General features: G+C 41.3%; 16 protein-coding genes. 8 read left to right on the forward strand and 8 right to left on the reverse strand.

Annotated elements, in window-relative coordinates:
- Nucleotides 1-3 precede the first annotated feature (3 nt).
- The 8 genes from ACFOWS_RS14225 to ACFOWS_RS14260 all read left to right on the forward strand — a co-directional run bounded on the left by ACFOWS_RS14225 (nucleotide 4) and on the right by ACFOWS_RS14260 (nucleotide 13,560).
- Nucleotides 4-336 carry a YegP family protein gene (locus ACFOWS_RS14225; RefSeq protein WP_366586805.1) on the forward strand — a complete coding sequence of 111 codons (333 nt, stop codon included), beginning with the start codon at nucleotides 4-6 and terminating at the stop codon, nucleotides 334-336.
- Nucleotides 337-937: 601 nt separating this feature from the next.
- Nucleotides 938-3,085, forward strand: coding sequence for a DUF5723 family protein (locus tag ACFOWS_RS14230; RefSeq protein WP_379765821.1), 2,148 nt, complete (start codon nucleotides 938-940; stop codon nucleotides 3,083-3,085).
- 408 nt (nucleotides 3,086-3,493) lie between these two features.
- Nucleotides 3,494-8,332: a T9SS type B sorting domain-containing protein gene (locus ACFOWS_RS14235; protein ID WP_379765824.1), complete on the forward strand. Its 4,839-nt coding sequence runs from the start codon at nucleotides 3,494-3,496 to the stop codon at nucleotides 8,330-8,332.
- A gap of 10 nt (nucleotides 8,333-8,342) precedes the next feature.
- Nucleotides 8,343-9,287, forward strand: coding sequence for a PorP/SprF family type IX secretion system membrane protein (locus ACFOWS_RS14240; RefSeq protein WP_379765827.1), 945 nt, complete (start codon nucleotides 8,343-8,345; stop codon nucleotides 9,285-9,287).
- Nucleotides 9,288-9,306: 19 nt separating this feature from the next.
- The gene (locus tag ACFOWS_RS14245) at nucleotides 9,307-10,317 is read left to right on the forward strand and encodes a dienelactone hydrolase family protein (protein WP_379765830.1); all 1,011 of its coding nucleotides are present in this window, start codon (nucleotides 9,307-9,309) and stop codon (nucleotides 10,315-10,317) included.
- A 266-nt stretch (nucleotides 10,318-10,583) separates the two neighbouring features.
- Entirely contained in the window at nucleotides 10,584-10,976 is a 393-nt protein-coding gene (locus ACFOWS_RS14250; protein ID WP_366586791.1) for a hypothetical protein, read from the forward strand.
- A 286-nt stretch (nucleotides 10,977-11,262) separates the two neighbouring features.
- The gene (locus ACFOWS_RS14255) at nucleotides 11,263-11,925 is read left to right on the forward strand and encodes a hypothetical protein (protein ID WP_379765833.1); all 663 of its coding nucleotides are present in this window, start codon (nucleotides 11,263-11,265) and stop codon (nucleotides 11,923-11,925) included.
- Between the two features lie 882 nt (nucleotides 11,926-12,807).
- Entirely contained in the window at nucleotides 12,808-13,560 is a 753-nt protein-coding gene (locus ACFOWS_RS14260; RefSeq protein WP_366586787.1) for a LytR/AlgR family response regulator transcription factor, read from the forward strand.
- Between the two features lie 17 nt (nucleotides 13,561-13,577).
- Here ACFOWS_RS14260 and ACFOWS_RS14265 read toward each other — a convergent pair whose 3' ends face one another.
- The 8 genes from ACFOWS_RS14265 to ACFOWS_RS14300 form a co-directional block, all read right to left on the reverse strand.
- A complete protein-coding gene (locus ACFOWS_RS14265; protein ID WP_379765836.1) occupies nucleotides 13,578-14,171 on the reverse strand; it encodes a precorrin-2 dehydrogenase/sirohydrochlorin ferrochelatase family protein in 594 nt (197 codons plus the stop codon).
- 85 nt (nucleotides 14,172-14,256) lie between these two features.
- Nucleotides 14,257-15,090 carry a head GIN domain-containing protein gene (locus ACFOWS_RS14270; protein WP_379765839.1) on the reverse strand — a complete coding sequence of 278 codons (834 nt, stop codon included), beginning with the start codon at nucleotides 15,088-15,090 and terminating at the stop codon, nucleotides 14,257-14,259.
- 28 nt (nucleotides 15,091-15,118) lie between these two features.
- Nucleotides 15,119-15,298 (reverse strand): hypothetical protein, encoded by a 180-nt coding sequence (locus tag ACFOWS_RS14275; RefSeq protein ID WP_366586779.1) that lies wholly within the window; start codon nucleotides 15,296-15,298, stop codon nucleotides 15,119-15,121.
- Nucleotides 15,288-15,947 (reverse strand): hypothetical protein, encoded by a 660-nt coding sequence (locus ACFOWS_RS14280; protein WP_379765842.1) that lies wholly within the window; start codon nucleotides 15,945-15,947, stop codon nucleotides 15,288-15,290. Before ACFOWS_RS14280 ends, ACFOWS_RS14275 begins: the two co-directional genes overlap by 11 nt.
- Before the next feature lie 84 nt (nucleotides 15,948-16,031).
- The gene (locus ACFOWS_RS14285; RefSeq protein ID WP_379765844.1) at nucleotides 16,032-17,120 is read right to left on the reverse strand and encodes a hypothetical protein; all 1,089 of its coding nucleotides are present in this window, start codon (nucleotides 17,118-17,120) and stop codon (nucleotides 16,032-16,034) included.
- Nucleotides 17,101-17,646, reverse strand: coding sequence for a hypothetical protein (locus ACFOWS_RS14290; protein WP_379765847.1), 546 nt, complete (start codon nucleotides 17,644-17,646; stop codon nucleotides 17,101-17,103). Before ACFOWS_RS14290 ends, ACFOWS_RS14285 begins: the two co-directional genes overlap by 20 nt.
- Nucleotides 17,643-18,182 carry an RNA polymerase sigma factor gene (locus ACFOWS_RS14295; RefSeq protein WP_379765850.1) on the reverse strand — a complete coding sequence of 180 codons (540 nt, stop codon included), beginning with the start codon at nucleotides 18,180-18,182 and terminating at the stop codon, nucleotides 17,643-17,645. Before ACFOWS_RS14295 ends, ACFOWS_RS14290 begins: the two co-directional genes overlap by 4 nt.
- A gap of 184 nt (nucleotides 18,183-18,366) precedes the next feature.
- Nucleotides 18,367-19,278, reverse strand: a complete 912-nt coding sequence (locus tag ACFOWS_RS14300; RefSeq protein ID WP_379765853.1) for a PorP/SprF family type IX secretion system membrane protein — start codon at nucleotides 19,276-19,278, stop codon at nucleotides 18,367-18,369.
- Between the last annotated feature and the right edge of the window lie 13 nt (nucleotides 19,279-19,291).

Here is a 19,291-nt window from a genome sequence, read left to right on the forward strand (position 1 = left end):
ACCATGGGAAAATTTGAGATTAATACAGATAAATCTGGCAAGTTCAGGTTTAATTTAAAAGCTGGAAACGGCCAAGTAATTTTAAGCAGTCAGGGGTATACCACCAAAGCTGCCTGTGAGAATGGTATCGAGTCTGTGAGAAAACATTCGCAGGACGATGGAAACTTTGAAAGAAACACGGCAAAGGATGGAAGTCCATACTTTAACCTAAAAGCCTCCAACGGACAGGTCATTGGAAACAGTGAGATGTATTCCAGCGAGTCAGCTATGGAAAACGGGGTTGCCTCTGTAAAGAAAAACGCTCCAGATGCATCTGTTGATGATAGTTCCTCCTAGTAAGGAGTAAAAACCAATTTTAATATAATAAAAGGCAGTCCAATGGGACTGCTTTTTTATTTAACCACCAAACCAGATTGCCCATTCGTCAGTTGAAACGGGGCATCCGTTAGGTGGGCCACTCCAAATGTGATGTTACAACGTATGTTTGCTATGCAATTACGCGTTAAACTATATTGAAAAGCAAGATCAATTTTTAACGCATGCACATATAGCAATGCACTTTTTAAGACTGTTGGTCATAAAAGTGTTTAGTTTAGTTGAGGTTTCCGTTACGCCAAGGAACCAGTATGGTTCCTTGGTTGTAATGGTTTTTTATTTTTGGGAAAACCCAATCTTTTTTCTTGGCAATTTTTATAAACCTTTCTGATAAGCTTCCCTCCTATTAAAGGTTGGATTCTGTACCACCTTACAAAAAACCGAAGCTTTTTCCTGCCTGTGGAATATCTCGGTAAACTCATCTTTCGGTTTCATCAATTGAAAAGTAGCGTTCATTCATTTACCTATCCCACCCTCACATATTTACTATCTCTTTGTAAAATGCCAATCATCATAAAACATGGCAATAAAAACACAGAACCAAAAAATAAATCTTTTTAAAATGTATTCAAGAATAATTTTAATGGGCATCTTCCTCGTCTTGACCACCTCGGTCAGTCTTGCCCAATCCTATGTTGGATTCCTAGAGGACAATTATAGTGGTGTGCATGGGATAATTTCCAACCCTGCCAACATTGCAGATTCCAGGCTTAAATTGGATGTCAACCTTATTGGTGTCAGTTCCTTTGTGGGAAACGATTACATCGGATTCAACTTCAGTGATGCCTTAAACAGTTTCAGTGATGCATTTGATAATGCCAATACCTCGCCTACAGAAAACAACTTCATAGCATGGAACATTGATGTGTTGGGTCCATCTGTAATGCTTAGTATAGATCAAAAACAATCCTTGGCCATCTTTACCAGAGGTAGGGCGTTTTTTAACATCAATGATGTCAACGGTGAACTCTTGGACAAAGAAGGTGGGTTTGATGAAACGGAAGATTTCTCTTTGGAGGAAGGTAGCGTATATGGTGCCTTTAACCTTTGGGGAGAAATAGGAGCCTCTTATGCCAGAGTGCTTTTAAATCAGGAACAGCATTTTCTAAAAGGCGGTCTGTCCCTCAAATACATTCAAGGTATGGGCAACGTCTATATCAAAGGGTCAAATGTTTCGGTCAACTATACTTCAGAAACCAACAGGGTAAGTACCACAGGTGAATTTACTTACGGTAACACTGACACCTTTGACGATGAAGGCAATGGCGGAGACTTTTTTGATTTTAGTGGAGGTGGCGGCTTTGGTGCTGATATAGGCCTTGTCTATGAGTGGAGACCAGAACACGCAAAATACACCAAGTTGGATGCGCAGGGAAATCCCATTGCAGATAGAGGTGCCAATAAATACAAATTAAAATGGAGTGCATCCATAACAGACATAGGAGAAATATCGGATACAAACGGAGTCGAAAGAGTTTATGATCTCAACAAAACCCAAGACAAGGATAATTTTGACGGTGATGTGCTGGAAGATGCCTTAAGGGACAATTTTGATCTTTTATCAGAGTCGCAATCGGCTAATATTACATTGCCCACCGCATTCCATACCAATGTAGATTGGAACCTTAACTCCAAATTCTATCTTAATCTTAATGCCGATATTCCGTTAACGCCGAAGCAAAGAACGAACACCAATAGAGTTCTAAATCAATTTAGGCTTACCCCTAGATTTGAAAGTACTTGGTTGGGAATCTATTCTCCTCTCAGCGTTCTTGAGGGGGCTGGGTTTCAATGGGGTGCCGGAGTACGATTAGGCCCTGTTTACCTTGGTTCTGGATCTATTATTTCCGCTATCGCCGGAAAAAACACCAAAGCCGTGGATCTATATGCTGGATTGAAGATTCCTGTTTATCAAAATAAGTTGAAAGACAGGGATAATGACGGCATCATCAACCAAGAAGACAAATGTCCGGACACCCCAGGACCCATCGAAAACAAGGGATGCCCATGGAAGGACTCAGATAGTGATGGAATTTTGGACAAAGATGATGATTGCCCCAACGAAGCAGGCCCAGCTGAAAACAATGGATGTCCTTGGAAAGATACCGATGGGGACGGAGTTTTGGATAAAGACGATGACTGCCCAACTGTAGCAGGCTTAGCTGAGCACAATGGCTGTCCAGATGCTGACGGGGATGGAATCATAGACAGTGAAGACCGTTGTCCAAATACTCCTGGAACAGTTGAAAACAAAGGATGCCCTGATACTGATGGTGATTCACTTGTGGATATCGATGACGAGTGTCCCACTATAGCAGGTCCTGTTAGCAATAAGGGCTGTCCTGAAGTAACACAAGAAGTTCAAAAACAGCTGAACGACTATGCTAGAACTATCCTCTTCGATACTGGAAAGGCAACCATAAAACCAGAATCGGTTTCAACTATGGTGGATATTATTCAGATCTTGAATGAGTACCCTAATGCCAAATTTACTGTGGAAGGCCATACCGATAGTGTTGGAAGCAGTGAAAGCAATCAAAAACTCTCAGAGGCCAGGGCAAATTCAGTTCGGAATTTCTTGACCAATGAAGGTATTGCATCAAATAGATTGACAGCCATTGGGTTCGGTGAAGACAAACCAATAGCAACCAATGCTACCAGAATTGGAAGGCAACAAAACCGAAGAGTTGAGATTAATCTAATAAAATAGCTGTCCTGTCCATAAATTCAATACTGAATTAAGAATGTAAGGTTTGGTGTAACTCGAGTATTCTAATGCAACAGTGATAGTTGACCGCCAAGAAATTTTCTTGGCGGTTTTTTTTGTGGGATAAGCATTCCATTTTCAATGGAGTAAATTAAAAGAGAGGCTAAATTAATGGTTCATAAAAACCGTAAAAAAGAAGGTTTTAAAATTATCGCCATAAATCCATTTGGGCCTTTCGTCAATTGTAAAGCCTTATAGGTTAATTGCTCCCCTTATATATAAAGTAGGCATAGTACTTTAATTCTATGTTAACATGGAGCCGTGTATTCTGCCCAAAAATATGTGGCCAAAACCTACTTGCTTATGACTAGATTTTTACACTTTCTTAAAAATATAAACATGCATAAGTGCATGTCCAGTGTATTTTTTTTATTGCTGGTTATTGTAGCGACCAATCAACTACATGGACAAACAAGAAACGATACTTGGTTTAGGGCAGACAAAGCCGTAAACGCTGATCCCTCAGGTGAAAATTTCTATGATCCTAATCCTGGAGTCCCTGGTACTTTTGGGAACCCAGGTGGAGACGGTACTCCTGTTACAACATGGTTTGACATTATTGATTTTGATGAGCAAAATGCTATTCCTCATCCAGCAAGTATCAATGATTATCCCAACGCTTGGGATGGGTCCCCTCCGGGGTTTGATTATTCATTTGGTTCAAGCTTTCTTTGGCCAACAGGATCTGTTCCCAATCTTCCAGTATTTCGCAGGAATAATACCGACAATCTAAATTTTAATCCTGTTATTCAATTCGATGGAAATGATAATGGAGGAGCTGGTGAGGCTTTGCATTTTAGATCTAATGCTCAAGAAGATATTGCAGTTTTTATTGTTTTCAAAGCCGTGGGTTCAGGAAACACTGCAGAAACACAACGGCTTCTTTTTGGGGGGGTTGTTGATACCCTACATACCTCATTAGACCAAGATGACTGGGCTGGTAATTTGTCACTAGGCGTTGCGGACAACAACCGTTTTTCAATAGGTAGAACCTGGTATACGGGACCACAGGCTGATACCGATCCCAATCTATATGACATAAATCAAAATCAAGAATTTTTTGAAAGTGGTACCATCGACCTTATGGGTGAGCCCACAATCGGTGTCTTTACAAGAACCACAAGTTTTGAACAAGAAGCACTGGATACATGGGTAAATGGTATACACGATATAAATATACTCAGAAATGACCCTTTTGCAGACAACCCTCTTTTTGATTACAATAGATTGGGCAAACATTTTAATAGTAGTGATGCAGACCGCAACCTCACTGGGGATATTGCCGAAGTGATGTTGATTGACGTTTCGTCTACCAATCCAATAACTAATACTGTTAGGCAGAGAGTGGAAAGCTATCTGGCAATTAAATATGGTATCACTCTTACAAATGAAAACCAACTTGGAAGTATCGCTGGAAACGGCACATACGATTACCTTGCGGCTAATGGGAGCATTATATGGCAATCCGATGTAACATACAAACATGATATAGCTGGAATTGGAAGAGATCGTCATCAAAGTGTGCTCAATCCAAGTTATAGGCTATGGTACAATCTAGATCAGCGAATTTCCAAAAGTGTAAATGCCGATGCAATAGTTACGATTTCTACTGACACAGATTTTGTTTCAGACAATTTAATGATTGATGATGATCTGATGACTCCAGAACGTACCCCAATCGATGGTAGTCTTTTTCAATATGATCATAACTATCTTCTTTGGGGGAATAACGACTTAAGTATCAATCAAACCAATGTGGAGCTACCCGCTGGAATAAACTTCCGGCTCGAAAGAGAATGGAAGGTTCAACTAACGCGAACACGCCCAGGGCAAGTAGACCCAATTACAGGAGTAAGTGTCCGAGTAGATTTATCAGGTTCTGATATATTGAGCAATGGTGACTGCGGTATTAAACTTTTGATTGACACTGATGGAGATGGAGATTTCACCACAGGTGCCATTACACAAATTGATGCCACCAGTATTGATGGAAATGACAATGCATATTTTGATGGAATAGACTTTTTGGATGGCGAAGTATTTACCATTGGATTTGGAGATATAGAACCTCCAACCGCCACCAATCCTACAGCAATAGTGGTGTGCGATACCGTACCAGCACCAGACCCAAGTGTGGTCAACGACGAAGATGATAACTGTGCAGTGGACACCGTAGTACATATAAGTGATTCATCGGATGGCATGTCCAATCCAGAGACCATCACCCGTACCTATAGAGTAACGGATACCTCTGGTAATTTTATTGATGTAACCCATATAATTGAAGTCTATACATCCCCTGACGCCGGAAGTGACAATACTATCGAAATTTGCGAGGGAGACCCAACCCTGGTGAACCTTCCAAGTAGTTTACTGGGTACCCCCCAGATTGGTGGAAGTTGGAATGATGATGACAATGCATTTGGAGGTATGATGCCAGACCCCAACATTACCAATATCAACTTCTCTGGGCTTGTTCCCGGCAGCTATGATTTTACATATACCCTAACCGCAACGGCACCCTGCGTTGATGCAACAGCAACCGTAACGGTTACCATAGAACCGCAACCTACCGCGGATGCCCACGAGCCATCGGTACAGACCGTTTTCGAAGAGTGCGGACTTGCACACGTCGTGGATGCCTCCAGTGCAATGGGCAACGGTACTTGGACCATGGAGAACGGACCCGGGAACCTTACCTTCGGAACAAACGCGAGCGACCCAGACCAGACCCTTACCGTTGACGCGTACGGAACGTACACGTTCAGGTGGACCGATGTAAATGGAAACTGTAACGATTTTGACGAGATAACCGTGACCTTTTATGAAGATCCCACGACCGCCAATGCGGGGCCGGACATCCAACAGTGCGATAATGGCACCTTCAACATGGCTGCCAATGTCCCTACTGTGGGCTCTGGCATGTGGACAGAAATCAATGGGCCTGGACTCTCCATCGATACTCCCAGTGACCCAACGACCGGAATCTCTGGACTCCCAGTCGGACAAAGTGCCACGTTGGAGTGGACCATATCGAACGGCACATGTCCAAGCTCCTCCGACACTGTAATAATAACAAACAACCCCACTCCTACGGTTTCTGTGGATACTTTTGCAAACCCATCTGCATGTGGAGTAAACGATGGTAACATATTCCTACTATTCTCAAACGTACCCGATGGACAGTACACCATTATCCACGATAGTGGAAGCTTCCCCAATGTTAATGTGGTATTTCAATCAGCAACCATTAATGGGCTTCCCGCTGGAAACTACAACAACTTAAGAATTATAATCAATGGGTGTCCCTCAAACCCTGATGGTGACGACGTCAACCTAATAGCTCCTGGATCACCTGACATTGATCCCATCGCCGATGTCACCGCATGTGACTCGTTCGACCTCTCGGGGATCAGCATCACCGGGACGAACTTGACCTCCCCAAGTTTTTACGATGCGCCTGGGGGCCCGGGAGGGGGCGGGAACACCATCGCGCCGAACGCCGTGCTGAACAGCACAACGACCGTATACGTATGGGACGAGAATGGTATTTGTTCCGACGAGGAATCGTTCACCGTGACGGTGGACCCTACGGTGACCCCCGCCTTCAGTTTCACCACGACGTACTGTGAGGGCGCAACCCCCGGTGCGCTTCCCGCGGTCTCCGACAACGGGATAACAGGTACATGGGCACCCAATGCCATAGACACGAACATCACAGGGGACACCGACTACACCTTCACCCCGGACGACCCCAGCCAGTGCGGCGAGGCCGTGGACGTGACCGTGACGGTGGACCCTACGGTGACCCCCGCCTTCAGTTTCACCACGACGTACTGTGAGGGCGCAACCCCCGGTGCGCTTCCCGCGGTCTCCGACAACGGGATAACAGGTACATGGGCACCCAATGCCATAGACACGAACATCACAGGGGACACCGACTACACCTTCACCCCGGACGACCCCAGCCAGTGCGGCGAGGCCGTGGACGTGACCGTGACGGTGGACCAGACCCCCGTGGCGGACGCACCATCGGACGTCACCGCATGTGACTCCTACACCCTGCCGGCGCTCGCCAACGGCAACTATTTCACAGGGGCAGGCGGGACAGGCTCCGCACTCTCCGCAGGGGACATGGTCAACGCATCCACCACCCTGCACGTATTCAGCCCGGCCAACGGAAGCTGCCCCGAAGTGGACAACACATTCACAGTGACAATTTCAGGATTTAATATATCTACAACCGTTGAAAATGAGACATGCTGGGAAAGTCTCGATGGCTCAGTAAGCGTAAACACGGACACCACTGATTTGCCTTTAACGGTCCAGTTGAATTCTATGCTGCCAATGGTTTTTGCGTCTAATTCTTTTGATCTAGATGACCTAGCCGCTGGAAATTACCAAATGACCATTATTGATGGTTCCGGGTGTGAATCAAATACCGTATTTGAAGTTTTACCTGGAGGCCCAAATCTTGAAGCAACTATAGAGCCTATATATTCATGTGATTCAGGATTACCATCTAATAGTGTCGAAGTGACCTTATTGGATTCCAGCATAGTGAATGAAGTGCTGTACGCTTTAGATTCTACAAATCCCAATGACTTTGTAATCAGTCCTGATTTCAACAACATCAGCCCAGGTAATCATACCCTATCCATTATGCACAATAATGGATGTTTGGTCGAAATTCCCTTTACGATTGAGGAGACCACTCCACTTAGTTTGAGCTTATCCAATGATTATATCAATGAAATAACTGCCAATGCGAGTGGTGGATTTCCTCCTTATACCTATTATTTTGAAAATGACGGGGGAAGTTCCACAAACACTTATACCATTACCAGAAGTGGAACTTTTGAGGTTACCGTAATTGATGGAAGAGGATGTGAAGCTACATCTTCCATAACGCTCAACCTTGTAGAGATAACCATCCCCAATTTTTTCACTCCGAACAACGATGGGCAGAATGATTTTTGGAAACCAAGGAACATGGAGCTCTTCCCTGATATTCAAACCTTCATATTTGACCGATATGGTAGAAAATTAGAGATTATGGGACAACTCGATAATGGATGGGATGGCCGTTACCAATCTCAAGCCATGCCTTCGGGTGATTACTGGTATATCGTACAACTGAATGATGGAAGTGGGCGCGAATTTGTTGGACATTTTACATTATACCGTTAAAAATTGATTTATGAAAAAGTTAATAACCCCATTCCTGTTTTTATGCGTATTCCTTGGTAAAGGGCAAGAATTGACCGTACCGCAATTGTCCCAATACCTATCGGACAATCCTTTTTTGATGTCCCCTGCTTTTGCAGGCATAGGAAATTATGTGAAGGTTAGAATGAATGGACTATCGCAATGGGTAGGTGTAAAGGATGCTCCTGATACACAGTCGCTTTCTGCAGATGTAAGACTGGGCAACCGGTCAGGAATTGGTATGGTACTGTACAATGACTCCAATGGAGAGACCAAACAACGCGGCGGCAAAGTTTCTTTTGCTCATCATTTGACCATCAATAAGTATGAAGACCATTTTTTTTCAATGGCCTTATCCTTCAATCTTAATCAGTTTAGGATAGACATTGAAAATTTTGAAGATAATAATGATCTGGCGGTTGTAAATGATAGAGCATCGAGTAACCCAAATTTTGACATTGGCACCTTGTACAGAAGAGGAGGTTTTTATTTAAGCCTTAATGTTTCAAACATTCTAAACAAGGATTTGAAGAAATTCAATCCAATTAACGAACCCAATACGCTTAGAAACTATTATTTGTATTCTGGATATAAATATCGGAGAAGCAGAAGGGCCGATTTTGAGATCGAACCTTCTATCTTCTTCCAGTATTTTGAAAATGATAACCGCTCTGTTACAGATGTCAATACCAAATTTAAGTGGTATGACTTTCTTGACTATTATTACGCTGGTTTCACTTATCGATTTTTAAATGACCAACTTGGGGCACCTCTCTATATCGCCCCAATCATAGGACTCAAAAAAGGTGACTTTTATTTTGGGTATTCCTATCAAATCATCATGAATGAACTATTGGGCTATTCAAAAGGCACACATGTAATAACACTTGGCGTGGACCTTTTTCAAGGCATATCCAATTGTAGCTGCACGTATTAATCATTAAAACACTATTATTATGAAGCGACACCCTAAATCATCCAAAAACCTTAACCTACTTTTATTTCTTGGAATTTTTATCTCTATTGTATCCTGTAGCAATGACCGCTCTTCACTGTTGGATGGACAAATTGAAGATGTTAAATTGTCTGCCACTACAACGGATACCGTTGTTTATGCTCTTGTGGATAATGTAAAGGTTCCTGTCTATTTATCCATTCCAAAAGAATGTTCCGATAACGGTCCGTTTCCAGCCGTTGTAGTCATGCATGGGTCATATGGCCTTTGGTACCAAAACAGTCCAGATAGCAAAACACTGTCCGGTCAATTTAAGGAATGGCAAACTATCCTGGCCCAAAACTGCATTGTAAGTGCTTTTGTGGATAGTTATACAGAAAGAGGGGTTATTACAAGAACAGGAAAATGGGCCGAGCTACCGAATAACATAAGAATTAGTGCTCAATTTGTGCGACCTAGAGACGCAAACGCCACTCTTGCCTTACTACAAAATTTAAAATATGAAGACGGAGCCTCCGTGGTAAGGGGCGAAGATATTGCCCTTTTGGGATTCTCAGATGGAGCCACCTCTGTTGCTTCAACCCTAATCGATACTGACAAGGTTCCCGAAGACTTTGAGTGGACTCAAAGCGATGACGGTAAAATCTATGATGCTTCTGATGGAATTTTGTCACCACAGCCCAAACCAGAGTTAGGCTTTTCCGCAGGAGTTTTTTATTACGGAGGTTCTGTTGGTTACAACTATTGGGGAAAGCACCCATGTGGTTTGGAAGTTTTGGATGAAAATGTGTTTTACCCGTATGCCCCAATGCTCTATCACATACCCGGTAATGATAACCTCACAGAAAATACACTTTGCATGCTAAACCTTCTGGAAGAAAAAGGAGCTCCAGTGGAAAGTTACTTCTATAACGATGCCGACCATAGTTTTGACTATGACGACATACCTGAAAGTGAACTTGCACGCAACCGAACCATTGCGTGGTTAAAAGAAGTATGGAGTATGAACTAATACAATAGCTACCAAGAACCATTTTTATGGACAAAATTCAAGGTCCCTTATACACCTCATTCAAGAGACCTTTAGTCAACCTTCACAAAAAGTTCCCAAGAACCACTAGGCCAAAATGCCTAAAACGTCCATGAATACTGGATGACCTATTTCAACCTATGGGATTCCATAAACCATCTGGGAACACAAAACCTTCATCCTCAAGAACAAAAAAGAACAAGTCCCTTATAAGGGATAACATCTGAATACCTAAACATAGAATTAAAATGAGAGAGAGCTTTCTTGAAAAATGGATTTTAGATTTAGTCAAGTCTGAATACGAACATGGTAGAATCCCTAAAAAAGCCACATATAGACTTAGGGAAAGAATGGATGATTTTATAGAGGTAACCATTGAATGGATGGACAAAGAAAATAACCACTATAAAATTGTATACAATGCTAGGTCATTTGGCAAAAAGAAAACAAATCAAAAATCTGAAATCGCCGAAGACCCAAATTCGATATTTGAACTAGAGAACTATTATACTTTAGAAATACACACCTACCTCAACCATATTAAAAGGAATTATAGCACAAGGAAAATTGCCAATTATGATGTTATGAACGTTGTTGGTCAATTGGAACTTTCTGATGAAAAAAAGGATGTTGAAACCTAATTATTGAACTTTCTCAGATGATAAGGTTGGCCCGTTATCCTCAGTTTGCTTTTTAGTAGATAATGGGTCAGCCTACTTTAGGGTATAAATGTACCATAAATGGATTCTACACTAAGCAACACCTTTTCATGTGCATTTCACCTATGAAATCGAGCATTTCATCGCATGAGAAATATCCGTCAATTGAGAACCACCATCTGTATATTCATGTACTATAATCCAATCTACAATTTGTTACTTGGTACAAGATTTAAACGTTCCCTAAGTTTTTAATCAAATATGTTTTATGCAACTCTTAACCATCATTTGGACGTTAATTTGCGCAGCGATTATCATAGGATACCCCATATACCTTTTTAACAAATCATCTTCCATTGCCGATAAAGAAGGAGAGGATTCGAAGCCTTTGCCCTGTAATACGGTAGAATTATTGTCATTTGATATCAGACACCAGTTGCCTGGTTGGTCGTTTACCATTGATGTTCCTCAAATTACCGAAGATGTACTCTACAACAGCCCAATTCTTTTTTATCTTGAATCGGAAGATAAATGTGTTAAACTTCCTTTTAACAATGCTACGTTAGGATACACTGCAAACGTTTACAAAAATGTTGGCAAAGTATATGTCACGTTCAAATCCCTAAATGATGGAGTATCCAATTTTTACATTCCTGCTTGGCATTTGAGCAAGTTGAAAATCCTTATTATAAAATCACGTGATAAAAGAATTTATGGGGATTGGGGCGCGAAACCAAACAAATCGCCCATTCATAAGGGACTTGTAAAGGCTGGGGTCAACATCAATGACTATGAAGATATTTTGGGTTATTTCAGCAATATTGCAGCAATAGACTTTAAAGGACATTTTATAGCTCCTATGCCCAAAAGAGCAAAGCCAAAGACACCTGAATTACAATCCCAAGATCAAAAATTGTATTCCACGGCCTGAAAATTATACAAAAGGTTATCCACATGAATCCATAGAGGCATTCCGTAAACCCAGAACCCGTTTACATCAAATAGCACCTATGAAATGTGTTTAACAAGATTAGTTTTATGCCCAGTAACAATTAACAATGAAAAAAAGAAACACAGTCTTTGGGCTGCACGCAGACTACTATGGTACTGTCTTCAGTTCTGGCGATGAAGATAGTGCAGCCCTATATCTGTGTTTCTCTTTGGTTATAAATACATCTACAGTAAACAACTCACCATGAGTATCTTTTTAGTAAAGCTGATAGCTAGTATGGGGTTATGCTGCGCAACAGTAATATTAAGAAAGGAAAATGGTGAGTTATACTTTTAAATAAAATCTTTGAATTACTAAAATAAACCTCAACATTATGAAAACCTCTCCTTAGTTTGACTAAATTTAATACTCAGTAGTTTAGTTCTAAGGCCATAAACGCCCCTCTCCCCCAAATCCATAATTGAACCCAATTACTGCTAACAAGTATACAGACTTGCAGTACAACCAATATCTGTTATTTGTTTTTAATGCTTAGATTTATCTAATTCTGTAAAAGATTAAATCATTGGATTATCTTTACAAGAATAGAGGATTGCTGTTGAAAATTCTTTTGAGGAAAACAAATTGGTCCCATAGGGAGCAACGTCCATAACCCAGTCTGATGACATTGTTGAACAGTGAAAGGCAAAATACCAAGAGCATTCTATTTGACAATCTAAATCAAATAGAAATCCGACCCTTCTTTCTCAAAAATACAAAACGATACTATTCTTTCAAAGGGCATAAGAAAAATACTTCTTATTGTTTTGGCAATAACTTAACCAAGTTCCAAACAACTATTAATTCAATAAAAAAGACCGCATGACTTTAAAAGTAGTAATCATAGAAGACGAAAAACACAGTAGGGAAACCTTAAAATCCATGTTGGAAGAGTTTTGCCAAGATGTTAAGGTGATTGCCACCGCAAGTTCAGTGAAAGAAGCCGTTAAAGTACTTTCCATATACAGCCCAGATGTGGTGTTCTTAGATATTGAATTGCAACCTGGGCTAGGTTTTGATGTCTTAGAACAGATAAAGGAACCAAGTTTTGAGATCATATTTACAACTGCCTTTGAAAAATATGCCATTAAAGCCATAAAATTCAGTTCACTTGATTACCTGTTAAAACCTATTGATTTGGTTGAACTCCAAGACGCAGTAGAAAAAGCCAGAAACCAAATGGATACCAATGTGTACCGCCAACAAATCGATACGCTAATGCAAAGCTTATCAAGAGGTACCAGTAGACAAGAAAAAATTTGTCTTGCCACCACTGCCGGAATGGAATTCATAGCCATAGACGACATTATTCTTTGCAAGGCTGATGGTTCTTATACCTGCTTCGTTCTAAAGAACAAAAAAACATTATTGGTAAGCAAGCATCTTAAAGAATATGAGAACCTTTTGGCCGACCAGCAGTTTATGCGAGTGCATAACAGTTTTCTAATTAATCTAAATGAAGTAAAGAAATACATTAAGTCTGATGGTGGCTATATTATTATGAGCAATAACATGCACGTAAGCATATCCCCAAGAAAAAAGGATGACCTTATTGAGGCAATGAAACGTTTATAATAGCTTACCTCCTACTTTCAGTTCTTTTCATTTTCCTTGGAATCCAAAAGGCCTTTAGTGAATTCGTTCAGCGCCTCAACTTTTTCTTCAAAATTGCCTTTTAGCGTATCTCGATATGAATTGAGGTTTTTCACCAAATCATCTATATTCTCTGGAAGAACATCTTCAAAAAACTGACGTAAACGTTTGGCCGTTGTGGGTGATTTTCCGTTAGTGGAAATGGCAACTTTCACATTGCCCTTCGTTACGATTCCGCCCATATAAAAATCACAATACGGAGGATTATCCGCCACGTTTACCAGTATACTTTGCTTCCGACAATCATGGTACACCTGCTCGTTTACTTCTACCTTATCCGTACAGGCAACTACAATGTGCTTTCCATCTAAAAAATCAGCATTGTATTCCGCCCTTGTGATTTCAACAGAATGTTTTTGGGCCAAAGCCAAGGTTTCGGGCAAAAATTCAGGAGCCACCATTTGTACTTGGGCATTGGGACTGGATTTCAACAAAAAGGTCAACTTCTCCAAACCCACATTACCACCGCCAACAATAAGCACGTTAAGATTGGAAACCTTTAAAAAAATGGGATAGAGTTCATTCCTTTCCATACAATCTTGCTTTTGCTCCTCCAAAGGTATTGGTTTAAGGCAAGCTATCCCATTCTTTTATAAAATCCTTATGGTACTGGCCAGCCTATTTTTTAATGACTTTTCCTCCACTGGATAGCACTTGACGAACAATATCAGCATCACCTTTGTAGTAAAGCCGACCATCAGAACTTGCATTAACATCAATGGTCTCGAAAACCGTCAGATAGGCTTCAGCGTCAGAAGAAAGCTCAATTTCAAGGTCATTGATATGTAAAGCGTACCCCTTTAACTCAGCATCTGAAGATAATATCGCATCCACATGGTCAACAGTACCCAACAAATCCGCTGTGGCATCAGCAGAAAGTCGAAACACAGCATTGTCAATAGTGGCTTCCCCATCCAAGTAAGCACCTGAGGATAAGTCGAAATACGCATTCTTGGCCTCCAAATAAAGTTCTGCATCACTGTCCGACTCCGCTTTGAGCTCAAAATCTTCTGAAACAATATCCCCAATAAAGTGCCCATCTGAACTCAAATTGATAGAAACACTGTTCGCATGAAGCGGGTTTTCCAAAAAAATGGCCGCATCCGAGGATGCCTTAAACCAATTAATGTTCCTTGTGGTGATGTAAAGGTTCAAGGTCTCCCTGCCCTTGACCCTGATGTTGTTTTCCAACTTCACAACCAATTTGTTTCCTTCCATAAAGACATCCATCTTATTAAAAAGATTGTCATTAGCTTCAATTTCCACACGCTCCTCCGTTTCCGAAAAAGTTACATAGGCATTAAAATCCGTTGCCACCTGAAGTGCTGTAATATTCTCAAAGTCATAGTTTCTAGTGGACACCTCATCAGAGACCCACACAGTTTCCTGTACACAAGAAGTTGCCATTAACCCCATCGCCAAGGCGATGATGGCATGTTTAAAAGTTTTCATGCTGTTCGTTTTTTGATGTAAATGATTCTTAGGAACCCAACTCTCGCTCCAATTGTAAAATGGGCATCCAATGAAAATTTATCGCGGACCACTCATTAATGTCAACATCTTCGGAACTTCTTAGAAATACAGTCCCATTTTCTGTGAAGACGTGGCTGGTTAGGATTCCTTTATTGATTGATTGTTCGTTTTTTGATCTACTGGCCATCGTTCAAATGTTTTTTATAGCGATTTCTTCCCATATTGAAAACGCCTACTTTTAGGCCGATTCCACCTGAAAACCCATTGATGTTGCGCAGTGGACTATCCTCCAATTCCACCTTACTGGAAAAACGGTACTTGACCCCTGCTTCCAGCTGAAGGTATCTAGAGACATTAAAAAGTAGACTCACACCAGGTTCAGCTACAAAAACAGCTTCAAAATCATCCTCATCGGGGTCATCTACAGGGTCATCAAAGTTATTGGCCAAATAGCCCACCCCTCCTGCTCCGATCAACAAGGGGAAAGAAAGATTTACAGTGGACTTACTGAATAGAATAGGCTCCAAGTGGATACCCCCATAAGCCCCAATCAGGTCCTCATTCAAGGTTCTTGGATTGTCTTGTTCGGAGTACAGAAAAACCCCAGAAAAACCAACCTCGAACTGTCGGTTGGCCACATAGGCCACTTTAAGACCTCCCAAATAGGTGGATTTCCCCCTCATTTCTCCATAATAAGTAGTAAGCCCCAAATAAACCCCGTGCACTACGTTCTTACGGTCGTTAAATTCAATGTAATCCGAATTTTCCTGAGTTTGTTGGCCCCATGTAACACACCCAAACAGCAAGATGGGAAGTAACGATTTTAGTTGTATCATGTTCCGTTTTTTGATTTTCATTCTAAAGACATTCAAAATTTGAAAGGGTTGCACCAGAATCAATTTTTTTCAGATTTTAAAAAATCAATCCGTCAGCACAATCACCCCTTTGATTCCATTGATCGAAAAACTGCCACGTTCACCCGTTCCATATTTAGCAGTAATTTCCCTGATCTTGCTTCCTTCATTGGTGACTTGGGTGTTGATATTGGTAAAAGTCTTGGGAACACGCAAAAGTCCTTGCTCCAAAGTTGCCCTAAAGTCAAATGCCATTCCTGTTATGTCCACATTGATTTCGGAGGATTCCTGCACTATATTGATGTTTGCGTTGGAGCTGGAAATCCTTTTGATATCAATCTCTGCAATTCTTAGTGTTAGGAACAACTCATTTGTTACACTGGCAATGTCTGCATTCGAGAATTTAAAATCGCCACGCAGGGCATCAACCGATTCCAGTTCCACTTCATCTTTGCTGGAGTACAGCTCCAAATCTGAAATCTCGCCAAGCCGTATATCACTGCCACTACTGATTATTTTGAGCTTTTGCGCTTTGTCAATGTCAATACTGCCATTGTCCATCTTAAGATTACCATAGTCCAGATTTCTGGCATGGAATTTTCCAAAACGCATGTCAACTTTTGCGGTAGATATGTTTCCGTTGATGTAGATGTCGCCATGTTGCAAATCAGTTTCCAAGTCGCCTTTCCAAGAATCAATGATAATGTCCCCAAACTTGTTGGTAATATTGAGCTCCGCATTTATGGGCAGGTACACCTCATAATCAATCTGCACGTTGCTTTTATCAAAGTCAAACGGATTGGCCTTACTGAAGTATTTCGCGAAAATATTGGCATCCCGGTCCTTGATTTCTGAAATAAACTGGATAAAATTCCCAGCTTGAATGGCCTTGGGCTGAATCCGATCCAATAATTTTTCGGCACTTTCATCCTTCCTGTGGTTTACTTCTATGGAGATGGAAACCCTTACCTGATTTCTTTCCCATCCATTGATAACCACATTGCCATACTTGTTTTCTATATGGACTTTTCCCGTAGGAGAAAGATCGTAGGTCTTATCCCATCGCTTGCTTCGCTCATTTTGGGCAAAGACCATGAGTGTACACAGCAATAGAGCTACTGTTACCCCAATGTTTTTATAATACATACCCTTCATAATCCATTTCTTTTTTGGACGCATTGATTTGCTTCAATAAGTTCTCAATCAGTTCAATGCGTTTTTTATAGTTTGCCACAATCGCTTCCAAAACCCGTTCATTGTCCAGGTTGTTTCGCATTTCCAATTTTAATTGTTGATATTCCTCGTCCAGTTCGTCCATAAAGGATAGGAACTCCTCTTTGTCATCATCCGATAACTTGGGATGATTCTGCACCAACTCCACCTGTTGATGCACCAAATGTTGGTAGTGCATATCAATTTCCAAGAGTTCCTCATTGGCATAAGCATCCATATGTTGTGTTGGCGTTTTCAATGTGAAAAATGTCATCACCGATAGTCCCAAAAGCAAAACAATGGAGGCCGCGGCCCATAACTTTTTGGATCTCCACAGTGGAATAACCTTCGTTTCTGGTTTTTCATCCAATTGGGAGGTAATTCCCTGCCACAACTTGTCCTTATCCACTTTATGGACATCAAAGGCCTGTTTATTTTCCCGTATTTGTTTTTCAAAATTGTCCATCATAGCTCTTTTACAATTTGAATAAGTTTCTTTTTAGCGCGGTGGTATTGCGATTTGGAAGTGGAGGTGGTTATCCCCAAAATTTCCCCAATTTCAACATGGTCATACCCTTCAATCAAGTACAGGGTGATAATCTGTCGGTAGCCTTCCGGAAGTTGTGTTAGCCCCATTTTAATTTTATCAATTTCAAATTGGTCCGGTTCCGCTTCCTGTTCATCATCCAGTAATTCTCCCTCATTTTCCATGGAGGAAAGCAACAATCGTTTTGCTTTGAGATGGTTGATGCTCTTGTTGATCACAATCCGTTTTAGCCAAGCGCCAAACGTGCTCTCAAACCTAAAAGAGTCCAACTTTTTAAAAGCCTCCACAAAACTCTCCTGAATAATATCCTCAGCATCCTCCCGAATGGTCAGCAACCGCATAGCAACATTGAACATGGCATCCACATACAACCCATACAACTGGTATTGCGCGTTGCGATCCCCTTCTCTACTCTGCTCCACCAAAGCTTGGTGCGTAAAACGTACGTTTGCTTCCAAAAATTCTGGACGGTTATTCAATGACGGCTAAAAATAATCCTATTTCATTCTATCCCAATGACAAATCAAAAATGAAAAGGTTGCATGAACGTGAAATTTTTTCAAAAAAAAACCTTCAACTACAGTTGAAGGCTTGCATGCATGAGGTTATGTTGATGTTTGGTTTCCGTTTTTCGCGAAAGAATTATTGCGATTCTGAGGGTTTCTTGAGTTCCTTGAATTGATATCGTAAAAATATTTCATGCGTACCTCCGGTATAATTTGCCAAATTGGAGGTGGTAAGGTCATACGCGTATCCTGCATTTAAGTTTGGGGTAATTTGAAGACCCAACAGAGTTGAAAAAGAATCGTCCCACCGATAGGCCACCCCAAACGTGAAGGTTTCCCGTAGGACAGCATTCAACGAAACATCAGCGATAATTGGAGCACCGGGCACCCATTTTACAAAGAAGGCTGGCCGCATGACTATCTCCGAAGTCAGGTCAAAGAACTTACCTCCTATAAAATAGTAGTGCAAGCGCTCGGCGGCTATTTCTTGTTCCTCCCCATCATAATGCTTTTGCGAAAAGAAATTGGGCACAGCAAAGCCCAAATAACTATCCTTGGTCTGGTAGTATAGTCCCGCACCAATGGTAGGGAAAAATTTGCTTTGTACATTATTTTGAAAGGCCACATCTGGATTCTGGGTCAATCCTTTGGAGAAATCCACATCAAATAATCTACCTCCCACTTTCATCCCAAAAGACAGCTTTTTATTTGTACTGTCCAACTGAATGGTGTAGGAAACATTGCCGTCCAAGAAAATTTCCGAAGAAGGGCCAAGAGCATCATGGGCCAAAATTCCTCCAACACCCAATTTATTTTCCAAGGGAGTGTCCACGGCCAAAACCTGTGTGTTTGGCGCTCCATTCACACCAACCCATTGAGAACGGTGCATCAACAGCGCAGTGAGATACCCCTGCGAACCGGCATAGGCAGGATTTACACTCATGGTGTTGTACATATATTGGGTGAACTGTGGGTCTTGCTGTGCCGAAACTGTAAAGATTCCCAAGAGTAAAACCGCTAGATAGGTATGCCCCATTCGTTTTTTCATTCGCGATATGTTG

The organism is Flagellimonas marina (assembly GCF_042651185.1).
GTDB lineage: Bacteria > Bacteroidota > Bacteroidia > Flavobacteriales > Flavobacteriaceae > Flagellimonas > Flagellimonas marina.